Here is a 14,566-nt window from a genome sequence, read left to right on the forward strand (position 1 = left end):
ACCCGTTATGACCATCGATCCCGCCAACCCGCTGGGCCTCAACGGCTTCGAGTTCGTTGAATTCACCTCGCCCGAGCCCGAGAAGATGGCCGCCCAGTTCGAGCAGCTGGGCTTCACCGCGACCCACCGACACCCGACCAAGAATATCACCCGCTACAAGCAGGGGCGGATCAACCTGATGCTCAATCGCGACGATGCCGGACGCGTCGCTGCCTTTCGTGGCGAACATGGCCCCTCGGCCAGCGCCATGGCCTTTCGCGTTGCCGATCCCGATGCGGCGCTGCGCTGGGCGCTCGACCATGGCGGCAAGCCGACCGACGAGAATGATACCGTGATCCAGGGGATTGGCGGCTCCTACCTCTATTTCATGCCCGATGGCGGCGATCCCTATGCCGACTGGGCGGAATATCCCGGCTGGCGGGAAGCGGAAGCGCGCAACAATGTCGGCCTCGACCTGCTCGACCATCTGACCCACAATGTGAAGCGTGGCCAGATGCGGGTGTGGAGCGAATTCTACCGCACCCTCTTCGGCTTCGAGGAGCAGAAATATTTCGATATCAAGGGCAAGGCGACCGGCCTGTTCAGCCAGGCGATGATCGCGCCGGACAAGGCGATCCGCATTCCCCTGAACGAGAGCCAGGACGACAAGAGCCAGATCGAGGAGTTCATCCGCGACTATAATGGCGAGGGCATCCAGCATATCGCGCTGACCACCGCCAATATCTATGACACGGTCGAGCGGCTGCGCGCGCGCGGGGTGCGGCTGCAGGACACGATCGAGACCTATTATGAACTGGTCGACCAGCGCGTGCCGGGCCATGGCGAGGATCTGGAACGTCTGAAGCGCAACCGCATTCTGATCGACGGCAATGTCGGCGAGGAGGGCATCTTGCTGCAGATCTTTACCGAGACGATGTTCGGCCCGATCTTCTTCGAGATCATCCAGCGCAAGGGCAATGAAGGCTTTGGCAATGGCAATTTCCAGGCCCTCTATGAATCGATCGAGCTGGACCAGATCCGTCGCGGCGTGATCACCGTCGATGAGTGACGCGCCGCCCCGGATGATGAGCGGCTTCGGCAATCATTTTTCGACCGAGGCGGTGGCCGGCGCGCTACCGGTGGGGCGCAATTCGCCCCAGCGCGTGCCCTATGGCCTCTATGCCGAACAATTGTCCGGCACGGCCTTCACCGCGCCACGGGCGGAGAACAGGCGCAGCTGGCTCTATCGCATGCGGCCAGCGGCGGCGCATCCGCCCTTCGCGCCCTATGATGCTGCAGCCTTGCTGCGCAGCGCGCCGTTCGACGAAGTGCCGCCCTCACCCAACCGGGTGCGCTGGAACCCGCTGCCGCTGCCTGCGGATGACGTCGATTTCATCGACAGCCTCACCAGCTATGCCGGCAATGGCGATGTCGCGGCCGGGCAAGGCTGCGCCGTGCATCTCTATGCCGCGACGGCCTCTATGATCGACCGCGCCTTCGTCTGTGCCGATGGCGAGATGCTGATCGTGCCGCAGCAGGGCGCGCTGCGCATCGTCACCGAACTGGGCGTGATCGATGTCGCGCCATTGCAGATCGCGCTGATCCCGCGCGGCGTGCGCTTCCGGGTCGAACTGATCGAGGGCGCGGCGCGCGGCTATGTCTGCGAAAATTACGGCGCGCCCTTTCGCCTGCCCGATCTCGGCCCGATCGGCGCCAACGGCCTGGCCAACCCCCGCGATTTCGAGGCGCCGGTTGCCGCCTATGAGGATGTCGAGCGGCCATTCGCCCTGATACAGAAGTTCATGGGCCGCCTGTGGATAACCATGCTGGACCATAGCCCGTTCGATGTCGTCGCCTGGCACGGCAATCTGACGCCGCTGCGCTATGATCTCACCCGCTTCAACACGATCAACACGGTCAGTTTCGACCATCCCGACCCGTCGATCTTCACGGTGCTGACATCGCCCAGCGAGACGCCGGGCACCGCCAATATCGACTTCGTCATCTTCCCGCCGCGCTGGATGGTGGCGGAGGACACATTCCGGCCGCCCTGGTTCCACCGCAATGTGATGAGCGAGCTGATGGGGCTGATCCATGGCGAATATGATGCCAAGGCGGGCGGTTTCGCGCCCGGCGGCGCGTCGCTGCACAATGGCATGGCCGGCCATGGCCCCGACCGGGCGAGCTATGACAAGGCGATCGCCGCCGACCTTGCGCCCCAGCGCATCGTCGACACCATGGCCTTCATGTTCGAAAGCCGGATGGTGCTGCGCCCGACGCGCTGGGCGATGGAAAGCCCGCTACTGCAACCCGATTATGATGAATGCTGGTCCGGCTTTCGCAAGGCCCAGCTTCCCCCGATGAACGAGACCCCATGAGCTATTGGCAAACCGACGAAACCCATGATCCCGCCCGCACCAGCTGGGTTGCGAGCGCGCAGGATCATGGCGACTTTCCGATCCAGAATCTGCCCTATGGGCTGTTTTCGCCCGCAGGAGCTTCGCCGCGCGCGGGTGTCGCGATCGGCGACGCGATATTGGACCTGGCCGCCTGTGTCGGCGCCGGGCTGATCGATTGCGCACCGCTGCTGGAAGACCAGCTCAATGGGCTGATGGCGCTGCCGGTGGCGGAGCGGGTCGCCCTGCGCCGCCGGATCAGCGCGCTGCTGTCGAACCCGGCCCATCGCCCTGCGGTCGAGCCGCTGCTGCACCGGGCGGCGGACTGCACGCTGCACCTGCCGGCGCGGATCGGCGACTATAGCGACTTCTATGTCGGCATTCATCACGCCAACAATATCGGCCGCCAGTTCCGGCCCGACAATCCGCTGCTGCCCAATTATAAATATGTGCCGATCGGCTATCATGGCCGGGCATCCTCGATCCGTCCGTCGGGGGATCCGTTGGTCCGCCCGCGCGGCCAGCGCAAGCCGCCCGAGGCCGAGGTTCCGGTGGTCGGCCCGACTGCCCGGCTCGACTATGAGCTGGAACTGGGCGTGTGGATTGGCACCGGCAATGATCTGGGCAGCCCGATCCCCATCGGCGAGGCGGCCGATCATGTCGCCGGCTTCTGCCTGCTCAACGACTGGTCGGCGCGCGACTTCCAGGCGTGGGAATATCAGCCGCTGGGGCCTTTCCTCGCCAAGAATTTCCATTCGACCATTTCACCCTGGGTGGTGACGCCCGAGGCGCTGGCGCCGTTCCGCATCGCCCAGCCGCCCCGGCCGCAGGGCGATCCCGCGCCGCTGCCTTACCTCAGTGATGCCGACGACCAGGCCCATGGCGCGCTGGCGCTGACGCTGGAAGTCTATCTCTCCACCCGGGCGATGCGCGACGCGGGCCAGCCACCGATGCGGCTGAGCCAGGGGCCGGCGAGCAACATGTACTGGACCGTCAGCCAGATCGTCACCCATCATGCGTCCAATGGCTGCAACCTGATGCCCGGCGACTTGCTGGGCAGCGGCACCATTTCCGCTCCGACGCGCGACGGCTATGGCAGCCTGATGGAGATCAGCAGTGGCGGCCGCGAGCCGATCAGCCTGCCATCGGGCGAGACGCGCTGCTTCCTGGAGGATGGCGACGAGGTGACATTACGCGCCACCGCGTCCGCCCCCGGCCATGTGTCGATCGGCTTTGGCGAATGCCGCGCGATGATCGTGCCGGCGCGATGAGCGACCTCACCCTTCATGGCTATTGGCGGTCGAGCGCGAGTTATCGTGTGCGGATCGCGCTGGCCCTGAAGGGCGTCGACTATGCACAGGTCACCCATGACCTGCGCAGTGGCGCGCAGCGGGCGCCCGACTATCGGGCGCTCGCGCCGCAGGGGCTGGTGCCCGCGCTGGTGGCGGGCGAGACCGTGCTGACGCAAAGCGGCGCGATCCTCGAATGGATCGAGGCACGCTGGCCGCAGCCGCCCTTGCTGCCCGCCGACCCCGGCGAGGCGGCGATCGTCCGCGCCATGGCCGCCATCATCGCCTGCGACGTCCATCCGCTCGGCAATCTGCGCATATTGCAGGCGCTGCGGCAGGATTTTGGCGCCGATGAGGATCAGGTCCGCGCCTGGATCGCCCGCTGGACCGGCGAGGGGCTGGCCGCGCTCGAAACATTGGTCGCGCGCCATGGTGGCACCCATGCCTTCGGGGACAGCCCGAGCTTCGCCGACTGCTATATTGTGCCCCAGCTCTACAATGCCCGGCGCTTCGGCGTCGACCTGACGCCCTTTCCGCGGCTGTGCGCCGTGGACGCGGTGGCATGCGCGCTCCCCGCCTTTGCCGCCGCGCACCCCGATCGCCAGCCCGACGCCGACATATGAGCGACGCCGACACGCGCCTGTTCGCGACGCCGGCGGGCGTGCGCCTGTGCCCGATCGACCAGATTGCCGACGGCAAGGCACGCAATTTCGTGCTGCAGATGCGCGCCGGTCGCTTCCATGGCTTTGCCGTGCGGGATGGCGATCAGGTCGCCGGCTTTGTCGATCAATGCCCCCATGCCGGCCTGCCGCTGGCGCAGCAGCTCGATGATTATCTGACCCCGGATGGCAGCCATATCCGCTGTAGCTGGCACGGCGCCATTTTCCGCCGCGACGATGGTGTCTGCGTCGGCGGGCCGTGCGTCGGTCAGCGCCTTACGCCCTGGCCACTCGCCATCGCCGATGGCTGGATTGTCACCGCTGCCCAAAGCGACTAGGAACCGGCCCAGGGACGGCGCTTCGCATCGTCCCGACATGATCGCGCCGGTGCCCCCACGGGGGCTTAAAATGGGAAGGCGGTGCGGATGCCATGGCATCCAAGTCCGCAGCTGTCCCTGCAACTGTGAGCGGCGAGCGTGATGAACAGCGCCCTCCCCAGCCGGGAGGGCAGCCACTGGGCCGGACGCTAAATCATGCGAGGCCTGGGAAGGCCGTTCCTCCCGCTATGACCCGCAAGCCAGGAGACCTGCCGGCGTTTAGGTCGCTCTTGCTTTGGTCCAGGGGATGGCCGGGGCACGGTGTTCCGTCTGAGCGACAGGTTGGCGGCTGGAGCCGCGCGGTCACGCATCTGCGGGCGAACAAGCGCCCGTCCGCGATGCCGGCCGGCCGTGCGCGCGCGCCCGGTTCGCTCCCGCCCCGGTTGCTCCGGCGCGCGAGTATTTGTCATGGCCAACACTGCATCTGCCAAGATTCCGACCACCGTCATCACCGGCTTTCTGGGCGCGGGCAAGACCACGCTGATCCGCCATCTGCTGGAAAATGCGAAGGGGCGCCGCCTCGCCCTCATCATCAACGAATTTGGCGATGTCGGCGTCGACGGCGAACTGGTGAAGGGCTGCAACGATGCCGCCTGTCCTGAAGAGGATATTGTCGAACTGGCCAATGGCTGCATCTGCTGCACCGTGGCCGACGATTTCCTGCCGACCATGACCGCGCTGCTCGACCGGCCGAGCCCGCCCGACCATATCATCATCGAAACCTCGGGGCTGGCCCTGCCCAAGCCGTTGGTCAAGGCGTTCCAGTGGCCCGACATCCGCACCCGCGCCACCGTGGACGGCGTCGTCGCGCTGATCGACGCCGATGCGGTCGCCGCCGGTCGCTTCGCCACCGACGAGGCGGCGCTGGCCGCCGCGCGTGCCGCCGACCCCAATCTGGACCATGACAGCCCGCTGGAGGAGTTGTTCGAGGATCAGCTCGCCTGCGCCGACATGGTGGTGCTGAACAAGAGCGACCTGGTCGATGCCGACACGCTGGCCGCAGTCGAGGCGCAGGTCGATGCCGAGACGCGGCCCGGCGTGAAGATCGTCCGCGCCGCCCATGGCGCGGTTGACATCGGCGCGCTGCTCGGCATTGTCGCGGCGGCGGAGGATGATCTTGACGCCCGCCCCTCCCACCATGAGGCGGAGGGAGAGGATCATGACCATGATGATTTCGACAGCTTCGTCGTTAGCGGCGATGCGGTCGCCGATCCCGACACGCTGGTGCAGGCGCTGTCCGCGCTGATCGCCCGGCATGATGTGCTGCGCGTCAAGGGCATGGTCGCGGTCGCCGGCAAGCCGATGCGCCTCGTCGTGCAGGCGGTCGGCCCGCGCATCCAGCATTTCTTCGACCGCCCCTGGCAGCCGCAAGAAGCGCGTCGTACCCAGCTGGTGGTGATCGGCCAGAAGGGGCTGGACCGCGCCGCGATCGAGGCCGACATTCAGGCCGTGCTCGGCTGATGCATCTTCTGTCCGCCACGCCGGGAACGATCAGCGACGGCGAGGAGGCGATCGACCTCGATCAGCCGCCCGGCGACATCGTCATCCTGACCGTGGCGGACAGCGACCTGGCCTGTTTCGCCGCTGCCGCCGCGCGCCTGCCCGATGACGCGCCGAGCGTGCGGCTGGCCAATCTGCTGCAGCTCAAACATCCCTATTCGGTCGACCTCTATGTCGAGAAGGTGATCGCCAAGGCGCGCTTCGTCTGCGTCATCCTGCTCGGTGGCAAGAGCTACTGGCCCTATGGCGTGGACGAGATTGCGCAGGTCGCGCGCGAGCGGGGCATCGCCTTCGCCGCGATCGCCGACGGGCGGGAGGGTGATCCGGCGCTGGATCGTGCCTCCACTGTGCCGGCAGTGATGCGCGAGCAGCTGCGCGACTATCTGCGCCAGGGCGGCACCGCCAATGCTTTGTCCTTCCTGCGCTGCGCCGCCCGGCTGACCGGCGCGGATGCGGGCGAGCCCGACCATCCGCTGCCGATCGCTGACGCCGGCCTCTACCTACCCGGCCATGACCGGCCCGGCGTGGCCGAACTGCGCGCGACCTGGGTCGAGGGGCGGCCGGTGGCGCTGCTGATCTTCTATCGCGCTTTGGTGGTGGCCGGCACGCTGAGCGCGGTCGATGCGATGGTGGCGGCGCTTGGCGCGCGCGGCTTCAATGTCGCCGCCGTGCATGTGCGTGCGTTGCGCGAACCCTTCGTGCGCGACTGGCTTGGCGGGCTGCTGGCCGACATCGCGCCCGACATCATCGTCAATGCGACCAGCTTTGCCGCCTCCTCTTCGTCCGAGCCGCGCGTGCCGGGCATATTGGAACAGGCCGACTGCCCGATCCTGCAGACTGCCTTTGCCGGGGTCGAGGAAGGCAGCTGGCGCGGGTCCGCCCGTGGCCTTGGCCCGCGCGACCTGGCGATGAATGTCGCCCTGCCCGAAGTGGACGGCCGCCTCTTCACCCGCGCCGTCGCCTTCAAGGCGGCCGAGCGGTTCGACGCGCGGACCCAGTGCGGCATCGTCGTGCCGCGCGTGGCGCCCGACCGGGTCGCCTTCGTCGCCGATCTTGCGCGCAACTGGGCGGGGTTGCGCCGCACCGCGTCGGCGCAGCGCCGGGTCGCGCTGGTGCTGGCCAATTATCCCAATCGCGATGGCCGCATCGGCAATGGCGTGGGTCTCGACACGCCGGCCAGCGCCGCCGCCATCCTGCGCCGACTGGGCGAGGCCGGCTATGCGATCGGCGACGCCCCGCGCGACGGCGCCGCGCTGATGCGGCTGATGACCGGCGGCGTCACCAATGACCGGGCGTCGATCGACCGGCCGGGCGAGGTCAGCCTGTCGCTCGACGTCTATCGCGCCGCCTTTGCCGCTCTGCCGGTCAGCGCGCGCGACGCCATGGTCGATCGCTGGGGACCGCCGGAGGATGATCCCTTTGTGCGCGACGGCGCCTTTCGCCTCGCCGTCCATCGCTTAGGCCATGTCGCGATCGCGGTGCAGCCGGCGCGCGGCTATAATATCGATCCCAAGAGCAGCTATCATGACCCCGCGCTGCCGCCGCCGCACGCCTATCTCGCTTTCCATGTCTGGCTGGCGCAGGATTTCGGCGCGCAGGCGCTGGTCCATGTCGGCAAGCATGGCAATCTGGAATGGCTGCCGGGCAAGGCGGTGTCGCTTTCGGCCGACTGCTTCCCCGAAATCTGCGCCGGGCCGGTGCCGCAACTCTATCCCTTCATCGTCAATGATCCCGGCGAGGGGACGCAGGCCAAGCGCCGCATCGGCGCGGTCATCCTCGACCATCTGACCCCGCCGCTGACCCGCGCGGAAAGCTATGGGCCGCTCAAGCAGCTCGAAGCGCTGGTGGACGAATATTATCTCGCCGCCGGCATGGACCCGCGCCGGCTCGACCGGCTGCGCCGCGATATCATCGACCTTGCCCGCAGCCAGGGGCTGGACAAGGATGCGGGTGCCGCCGGCGACGATGACGACGCGCTTGCCGCGATCGACAATTATCTGTGCGAGCTGAAGGAATTGCAGATCCGCGACGGGCTGCATGTCTTCACCGCCTCGCCGGATGGGCGGCTGCGCCGCGACCTGCTGATCGCGCTGGCGCGCACGCCGCGCGGCCTGGATCATCCGGGGCAGGCGTCGCTGTTGCGGGCGCTGGCCGACGATCTGGGGCTGGGTTTCGATCCGCTCGACTGCGTGCTGGGCGCGCCATGGCATGGGCCGCGTCCAGCGGCGCTGGCGGACTTATCCACAGACCCTTGGCGCACCCATGGCGACATGGTCGAGCGGCTGGAACTGCTGGCGGCGGCGCTGGTCGACGGCGCGGCGCCGGTCGGCCCGGCCAGCACCGCCGTGCTGGCGGCGATCGCCGATGATCTGGCGCCGCGCGTCGACGCCTGTGGTCCGCGCGAGGCGGCGGCGCTGCTGGCCGGGCTCGACGGGCGGTTCGTGCTGCCCGGACCTTCGGGCGCACCGACGCGCGGCCGACCCGACGTGCTGCCGACCGGGCGCAATTTCTTTTCGGTCGATACCCGCGCGGTGCCGACCGCCGTCGCCTGGGATTTGGGGCAGCGATCGGCGCAATTGCTGGTCGACGATTATCTCCAGCGCGAGGGCGACTATCCCCGCGCCATCGCCCTGTCCGCCTGGGGCACGGCGAACATGCGCACCGGCGGCGACGATATTGCGCAGGCGCTGGCGCTGATGGGGGTGCGGCCGCGCTGGGAATGGAGTTCGGGGCGGGTCGTCGGCTTCGAGATGATGACCCTGGCCGAGCTGGGCCGGCCGCGCGTGGACGTGACATTGCGCGTCTCCGGCTTCTTTCGCGACGCCTTCCCCGAACAGATCGACCTGATCGACAGCGCCGCCCGCGCGGTGATGGCGCTCGATGAGCCGGACGAGGATAATCCCGCCGCCGCCCGGCATCGCGCTGAACAGGCGGCGCTGGTGGCGGATGGTGCCGATGCCGCCGACGCCGCGCGCCGCGCCGGTGCCCGCGTGTTCGGATCGAAGCCCGGTGCCTATGGCGCGGGACTGCAGGCGATGATCGACGAGAAGATCTGGCACAGCCGCGCCGACCTGGCGGACGTCTATCTCGACTGGGGCGGCTATGCCTATGGCGCGGGGGTGGAGGGCGACAGCGAACGCAGCCTGTTCGCCACCCGTCTGGCCCAGGCCGATGCGGTCGTCCAGAACCAGGATAATCGCGAGCATGACCTGCTCGACAGCGACGATTATTATCAGTTCGAAGGGGGCATCGCCGCCGCCATCGAGCATCTTAAAGGTGCCAAGCCGCTCAGCTATCATAATGACCATAGCCGCCCGGAGCGGCCGGTGATCCGCACCTTGGAGGACGAGATCGGCCGCATCGTCCGCGCCCGCGTCACCAACCCCAAATGGATCGCTGGCGTCATGCGCCATGGCTATAAGGGTGCGTTCGAGATCGCCGCCTCGGTCGACTATCTCTTTGCCTTCGCCGCCACCACCCATGCGGTGCGCGACCATCATTTCGACGCCGTCCACGCTGCCTTCATCGAGGATGAAGCCGTGCGCGCCTTCATGGCCGACGCCAATCCCGCTGCCCTGCGCGAGACCGCTGCCCGGCTGGCCGAGGCGCTGGAACGCGGCCTGTGGAAACCCAGATCGAACAGCGCGGGCATGCTGCTCGCCCAGCTTGCAGGAGAGTGACGATGGTCGAACGCACCGACGAACAGCATGCGGAAAAGATGAAGAAGAAGCAGGCCGCCCATGACAAGATCATGGCGACCAAGACCCAGGAAAAGGGCCTGCTGATCGTCCATACCGGCAAGGGCAAGGGCAAGACCACGGCGGCGCTGGGCATGGTCGTGCGCATGATCGGCCATGGTAAGAAGGTCGGCGTGGTCCAGTTCGTCAAGGGCGCGATGACCACCGGCGAGAAGGCGGTGTTCGATGCCTTCCCCGAACAGGTCGAATTCAAGCCGATGGGCGAGGGCTTTACCTGGAACACGCAGGATCGCAGCCGCGACATCGCGCTGGCGCGTGAGGCGTGGGACGAGGTGAAGCGCATGGTCGCCGACCCCGACTATGCCCTGGTGCTGGCCGACGAGCTGAATATCGTGCTGCGCTACGACTATCTGCCGCTGGACGAGGTGCTGGCGGTGCTGACCGGCAAGGACGCGATGAAACATGTCGTCGTCACCGGCCGCAACGCGCCCGAGGCGCTGATCGAGGCGGCCGACCTGGTCACCGAAATGACCATGATCAAGCATCCCTTCCGCAGCGGGGTGAAGGCGCAGGCCGGCATCGAATATTGATGCAGGCCTTTGATCCCGATTTCTGCGCGACGCTGACGGAGCTGCTGACCTGGCGCCGCGACGTGCGCCATTTCCGCACCGATCCGCTGGACGAGGCGATGGTGCTGGAGCTGCTGACGCTGGCGCAACTGGCGCCGTCGGTCGGCAACAGCCAGCCCTGGCGCTTCGTCCGGGTAAAGACGCCGGCGCTGCGCGATGCGCTGGCCGATCATGTCGATGCCGAGCGGGAGCGGGCCACCAGCCAGATCACCGACGCGACCCGGCATGATGCCTATCGCGCGCTGAAGCTGCACGGGCTGGGCGAGGCGCCGGAGATCATCGCGGTCTTCTGCGACGATGCGACATCGGCCGGCGCGGGGCTGGGCGCGGCGACCATGCCGCAGACCCGGCTCCATTCGGTGGTGCTGGCGATCCACACGCTGTGGCTGGCGGCGCGGGCGCGCGGGCTGGCGCTCGGCTGGGTATCGATCCTCGACCCGGCCTTCGTCGCGCGGGCGCTGGCAGTGCCCGACGACTGGACCTTCGCCGCCCTGCTATGCCTGGGCCATCCCGAAGCGGTCGCCGACACGCCCGAGCTGGACCGGCTGGGCTGGCAGGCCCGGCTCGATCCGCTGGCGCAGATCAGCGAGCGCTGACCATTTATTGCGGGGCGACCTCGAACATGTCCTCGATCCCCGGCTCTTCGGGCATGTCGTCGCGCTCGGTCGCCTGGCGCGCCCACATGGTGGCGTAGAGACCGTCGGCGCGGACCAGATCGGCATGGCGGCCCCGCTCGACGATGCGGCCGGCGTCCAGCACGATGATCTCGTCGGCATCGACCACGGTCGACAGGCGATGGGCCACCACCAATGTCGTGCGCTTGCGGCTGATGTCGCGCAGCACGGTCTGGATTTCTGTCTCGGTGCGGCTGTCGAGCGCGCTGGTCGCTTCGTCCAGTACCAGCACGGGCGGGTCTTTCAGCAGCGTGCGGGCGATGGCGACGCGCTGTTTCTCGCCGCCCGACAGCTTGAGGCCACGCTCGCCGACGCGGGTGTCATAGCCCTGGGGCAGACTCATGATGAAATCATGGATCGACGCCGCCTTGGCCGCCGCCTCGATCTCATCCTGGCGTGCGCCTTCGCGGCCATAGCCGATATTATAGCCGACCGTGTCGTTGAACAACACCATGTCCTGCGGCACGATGCCGATCGCGGCGCGCAGCGATTGCTGCGTCACGGCGGAGATGTCATGCCCGTCGATCGACACGGTGCCGCCCTGGATATCGTAGAAGCGGAACAGGATGCGGGCGATGGTCGATTTGCCCGCGCCCGACGGGCCGACGATAGCGAGGGTCTTGCCCGCCGGCACCGCGAAGCTGACGCCATGGAGGATTTCGCGTTCGGGATCATAGCCGAAGCGGACAGCGTTGAAACGGACGGCGCCGCCCGCCACCTGCAGCGCCGGGGCGCCGGGGGCGTCCGCCACCTCCGTCTCGGTATCGATCAGCTTGTACATCGCCTCCATGTCGATCAGGCCCTGGCGGATGGTGCGATAGACCATGCCGAGCAGGTCGAGCGGGCGGAACAGCTGCGACAGGAGGGTGTTCACCAGCACCACGTCGCCGGTCGAGAACTGCCCTCGGCTCCAGCCCCAGACGGTATAGGCCATCGCCCCGCCCATCATGAGGTTGGTGATGAGCGACTGGCCGATATTGAGCCAGGCGAGGCTGTTTTCGGACTTTACCGTGGCCTTGGCATAGCGGCGCATGGCGGTGCCGTAGCGCCGCGCCTCGCGTTCCTCCGCGCCGAAATATTTGACCGTCTCGAAATTCAGCAGGCTGTCGACGGCATGGGCGACGGCGCTGGTATCCATGTCCACCATGTCGCGGCGCAACTGGTTGCGCCATTCGGTGACGAGCCGGGTGAACCAGATATAGAGGGCGACCATGGCCAGTGTCGCGGCGACCAGGCCGGGGCCGAACTTCACCAGGAAGATGGCGCAGACGGCGAGCAGTTCCAGCACCGTCGGCGCGATGTTGAACAGCAGGAAATAGAGCATCGTGTCGATGCTTTTCGTGCCGCGCTCGACGATCTTGGTGACGGCGCCGGTGCGCCGGTCGAGATGGAAGCGCAGCGACAGGCGGTGGAGATGGACGAAGACATCGTCGGCCAGGCGCCGGCCGGCTTCCTGCCCGACCTTCTCGAAAATGGCGTTGCGCAGATTGTCGAACAGCACGCCGCCAAAGCGCGCGCCGGCATAGGCGAAGACCAAAGCCATGGCGAGGCCGGCGGCCGGTTCCAGCCCCGGCGCCATCCGGTCGATCGCGCCCTTATAGGCGAAGGGCATGGCGAGGGTGACGACCTTGGCCAGCGCGACCAGCGCCAGCGCCACCGCGACCCGGCGGCGCAGCGCCGGCGCATCGGCCGGCCAGAGATAGGGGATGAAGCGCCGCAGCGTGGCCCAGGCGGGCGGAAGGGGCGTGGAATCGGGCGTGGCAGGGGGCATTTGTCGCTATTTAGGGCATGACGGGCGGCAATCCAGTGGCGCGACCATCCGGCCAGCCACGCAAAAGCGTCCCTTGTTGGACATCATCCGCTTAACTTCGCACATTTCCCGCACATTCTGACATTTTCTTGCGCCCCGCCGATCCTATCGAAAAGTCGGCAACCGGGTGGCAAGGATAGCAAAGCGGGCTGCTGTAGGACAGCATCTTGCCCCGATACGGCGGCCATGGCAGGCTTAGCCTCCGTCATCCTTCCCCGACAAGGAGCACGGCATGGAACCCTTCAGCGCAGCCCCCTTCAGCATGGCTTTGGCCCCCGAACGACTGTGGCAGGCGATCAATCCCCTGACCTGGACGCAGAGCGGCGGCCAGGTCGGCCTCATCAATATCGCGCTCGGCCAGACGGCACGCCCGGACATAGAGCGCACGGTGCTGAACGAGGTGGGGAGCTATGGCCGGCAGATCGGCCGGATCGGCGACGCGCTCGAAGTGCTGATCCGCCATTTCGAGACCAGGGATCTGCCACAGGCGGAGCGCGATGCGCTGACGATCCTGATGGGCCAGCTGGCCGAGGTCCGCAAGGTCAAGGCGCGCGAACGGGAGGGGTGATAGGGGTGGATTTTAGTCAGTCAGCTTTTGGAGACATTACCGGCGATAGCTGACGCTCCGCGAAGAAAAATCGACCGGCAGCAATCGCCCCAATAGCAGACTTGAAGCCACATCTGCTAAGGTTGCTGCATGTGGCCTCTTTCCGTTGCTCGCGCCGAGTTTGGCGATCACCCCCATGCGCTACGGACATGGGTGCGAGGTCGATTACCGTTCTTCCTTTTACGCATGGGTATCGCAGGTTTTGGGCGAGACTGCGATGGGCTTGGTGCAACTCATAACTGGCACAATCTCGACAACGTATACAGCCGCTGTATCTTTTGCGGACAAGAACGTGAGGGGCTGCTTTGGCAGGTCTCGCCCTATGCAGGCGCTACGGTCTGGCACGATCTGAACAACGTCATCTCGGCTCGCCGGAAGGGCGGTTAACATCAGATTCCGTCATTCGGCGTCCGGCATACCACACAAAAGTGTGGCCGGTTTCCAGGTCCAGGATTATCTGCAGGAGTGACCAAAAATGGTCTTTAGCCGCCCTATCCATATCCGTCATGCCGGGCTTGACCCGGCATCCCGCTTTTCTATGCAACAGATAAAGAAGCGGGACCCCGGCTCAAGGCCGGGGTGACGATGGCTGCATCTGGTCGAAGCCTGCCAATCCCCACAGGCGTCATCCTGACGACAGTCAGGAGCCATTCTGCACTGCGCCAGATAGGGATTGCTGAATGGATCCGGATCAAATCCGGGATGATGACGAGGGAGAGGGCAGTATGGGGCTGTTAGCCATCAATGACGGGAGATAGTCGCTTCCGCTCATCCCCAGCAATGTTGCGCCGGACGAGATCCGATCGCGCGCGCGGCCGTCATCGCCCACCGCTTTCCTATTCACCCTGGCTCTGCTCTACCCTTGGCGATGCGACAGCGCGTTCCTTCGTCACCCCGTCTTCTCCATCCGGCGCCTGCCCGGCGCGCAACCGGTGCGTGGGTGTGGCG

11 protein-coding genes and 1 riboswitch are annotated in these 14,566 nt (G+C 66.7%); of the genes, 10 read left to right on the forward strand and 1 reads right to left on the reverse strand.

Annotated elements, in window-relative coordinates; all coding sequences use genetic code 11:
• Positions 1–7: 7 nt before the first annotated feature.
• The 9 genes from hppD (at position 8) to bluB (ending at position 11,123) form a co-directional block, all read left to right on the forward strand.
• Positions 8–1,048, forward strand: coding sequence for a 4-hydroxyphenylpyruvate dioxygenase (gene hppD / locus U0025_RS20960; RefSeq protein ID WP_004209495.1), 1,041 nt, complete (start codon positions 8–10; stop codon positions 1,046–1,048).
• The gene (gene hmgA, locus U0025_RS20965) at positions 1,041–2,357 is read left to right on the forward strand and encodes a homogentisate 1,2-dioxygenase (protein ID WP_004209497.1); all 1,317 of its coding nucleotides are present in this window, start codon (positions 1,041–1,043) and stop codon (positions 2,355–2,357) included. The genes hppD and hmgA overlap by 8 nt, the downstream gene beginning before the upstream one ends.
• Complete coding sequence (gene fahA / locus U0025_RS20970) at positions 2,354–3,646, forward strand: fumarylacetoacetase (protein ID WP_004209499.1); 1,293 nt, start codon at positions 2,354–2,356, stop codon at positions 3,644–3,646. The genes hmgA and fahA overlap by 4 nt, the downstream gene beginning before the upstream one ends.
• The gene (gene maiA, locus U0025_RS20975; protein WP_004209500.1) at positions 3,643–4,287 is read left to right on the forward strand and encodes a maleylacetoacetate isomerase; all 645 of its coding nucleotides are present in this window, start codon (positions 3,643–3,645) and stop codon (positions 4,285–4,287) included. Before fahA ends, maiA begins: the two co-directional genes overlap by 4 nt.
• Entirely contained in the window at positions 4,284–4,661 is a 378-nt protein-coding gene (locus tag U0025_RS20980) for a Rieske (2Fe-2S) protein (protein WP_004209501.1), read from the forward strand. The genes maiA and U0025_RS20980 overlap by 4 nt, the downstream gene beginning before the upstream one ends.
• A gap of 30 nt (positions 4,662–4,691) precedes the next feature.
• A riboswitch (cobalamin riboswitch) is annotated at positions 4,692–4,931 on the forward strand.
• 177 nt (positions 4,932–5,108) lie between these two features.
• Positions 5,109–6,161 (forward strand): cobalamin biosynthesis protein CobW, encoded by a 1,053-nt coding sequence (cobW, locus tag U0025_RS20985; RefSeq protein ID WP_004209502.1) that lies wholly within the window; start codon positions 5,109–5,111, stop codon positions 6,159–6,161.
• The gene (cobN, locus tag U0025_RS20990; protein WP_004209503.1) at positions 6,161–9,880 is read left to right on the forward strand and encodes a cobaltochelatase subunit CobN; all 3,720 of its coding nucleotides are present in this window, start codon (positions 6,161–6,163) and stop codon (positions 9,878–9,880) included. The genes cobW and cobN overlap by 1 nt, the downstream gene beginning before the upstream one ends.
• A 2-nt stretch (positions 9,881–9,882) precedes the next feature.
• Positions 9,883–10,488: a cob(I)yrinic acid a,c-diamide adenosyltransferase gene (gene cobO / locus U0025_RS20995; RefSeq protein WP_004209504.1), complete on the forward strand. Its 606-nt coding sequence runs from the start codon at positions 9,883–9,885 to the stop codon at positions 10,486–10,488.
• Positions 10,488–11,123, forward strand: a complete 636-nt coding sequence (gene bluB, locus U0025_RS21000) for a 5,6-dimethylbenzimidazole synthase (protein ID WP_004209505.1) — start codon at positions 10,488–10,490, stop codon at positions 11,121–11,123. Before cobO ends, bluB begins: the two co-directional genes overlap by 1 nt.
• A 4-nt stretch (positions 11,124–11,127) precedes the next feature.
• Here bluB and U0025_RS21005 read toward each other — a convergent pair whose 3' ends face one another.
• Positions 11,128–12,972 (reverse strand): ABCB family ABC transporter ATP-binding protein/permease, encoded by a 1,845-nt coding sequence (locus U0025_RS21005; RefSeq protein ID WP_004209507.1) that lies wholly within the window; start codon positions 12,970–12,972, stop codon positions 11,128–11,130.
• A 271-nt stretch (positions 12,973–13,243) separates the two neighbouring features.
• Between U0025_RS21005 and U0025_RS21010 the strand changes: the two genes are divergently transcribed.
• A complete protein-coding gene (locus U0025_RS21010) occupies positions 13,244–13,579 on the forward strand; it encodes a hypothetical protein (protein ID WP_004209508.1) in 336 nt (111 codons plus the stop codon).
• The last annotated feature ends 987 nt before the right edge of the window (positions 13,580–14,566 follow it).

It is taken from the genome of Sphingobium yanoikuyae (assembly GCF_034424525.1).
In the GTDB taxonomy this organism is placed as follows: Bacteria; Pseudomonadota; Alphaproteobacteria; order Sphingomonadales; family Sphingomonadaceae; genus Sphingobium; species Sphingobium yanoikuyae.

Coding starts and splice junctions, on each gene's coding strand:
- hppD (WP_004209495.1), top strand. CDS start 8: ATGACCATCGATCCCGCCAACCCGCTGGGCCTCAACGGCTTCGAGTTC.
- hmgA (WP_004209497.1), top strand. CDS start 1,041: ATGAGTGACGCGCCGCCCCGGATGATGAGCGGCTTCGGCAATCATTTT.
- fahA (WP_004209499.1), top strand. CDS start 2,354: ATGAGCTATTGGCAAACCGACGAAACCCATGATCCCGCCCGCACCAGC.
- maiA (WP_004209500.1), top strand. CDS start 3,643: ATGAGCGACCTCACCCTTCATGGCTATTGGCGGTCGAGCGCGAGTTAT.
- U0025_RS20980 (WP_004209501.1), top strand. CDS start 4,284: ATGAGCGACGCCGACACGCGCCTGTTCGCGACGCCGGCGGGCGTGCGC.
- cobW (WP_004209502.1), top strand. CDS start 5,109: ATGGCCAACACTGCATCTGCCAAGATTCCGACCACCGTCATCACCGGC.
- cobN (WP_004209503.1), top strand. CDS start 6,161: ATGCATCTTCTGTCCGCCACGCCGGGAACGATCAGCGACGGCGAGGAG.
- cobO (WP_004209504.1), top strand. CDS start 9,883: ATGGTCGAACGCACCGACGAACAGCATGCGGAAAAGATGAAGAAGAAG.
- bluB (WP_004209505.1), top strand. CDS start 10,488: ATGCAGGCCTTTGATCCCGATTTCTGCGCGACGCTGACGGAGCTGCTG.
- U0025_RS21005 (WP_004209507.1), bottom strand. CDS start 12,972: ATGCCCCCTGCCACGCCCGATTCCACGCCCCTTCCGCCCGCCTGGGCC.
- U0025_RS21010 (WP_004209508.1), top strand. CDS start 13,244: ATGGAACCCTTCAGCGCAGCCCCCTTCAGCATGGCTTTGGCCCCCGAA.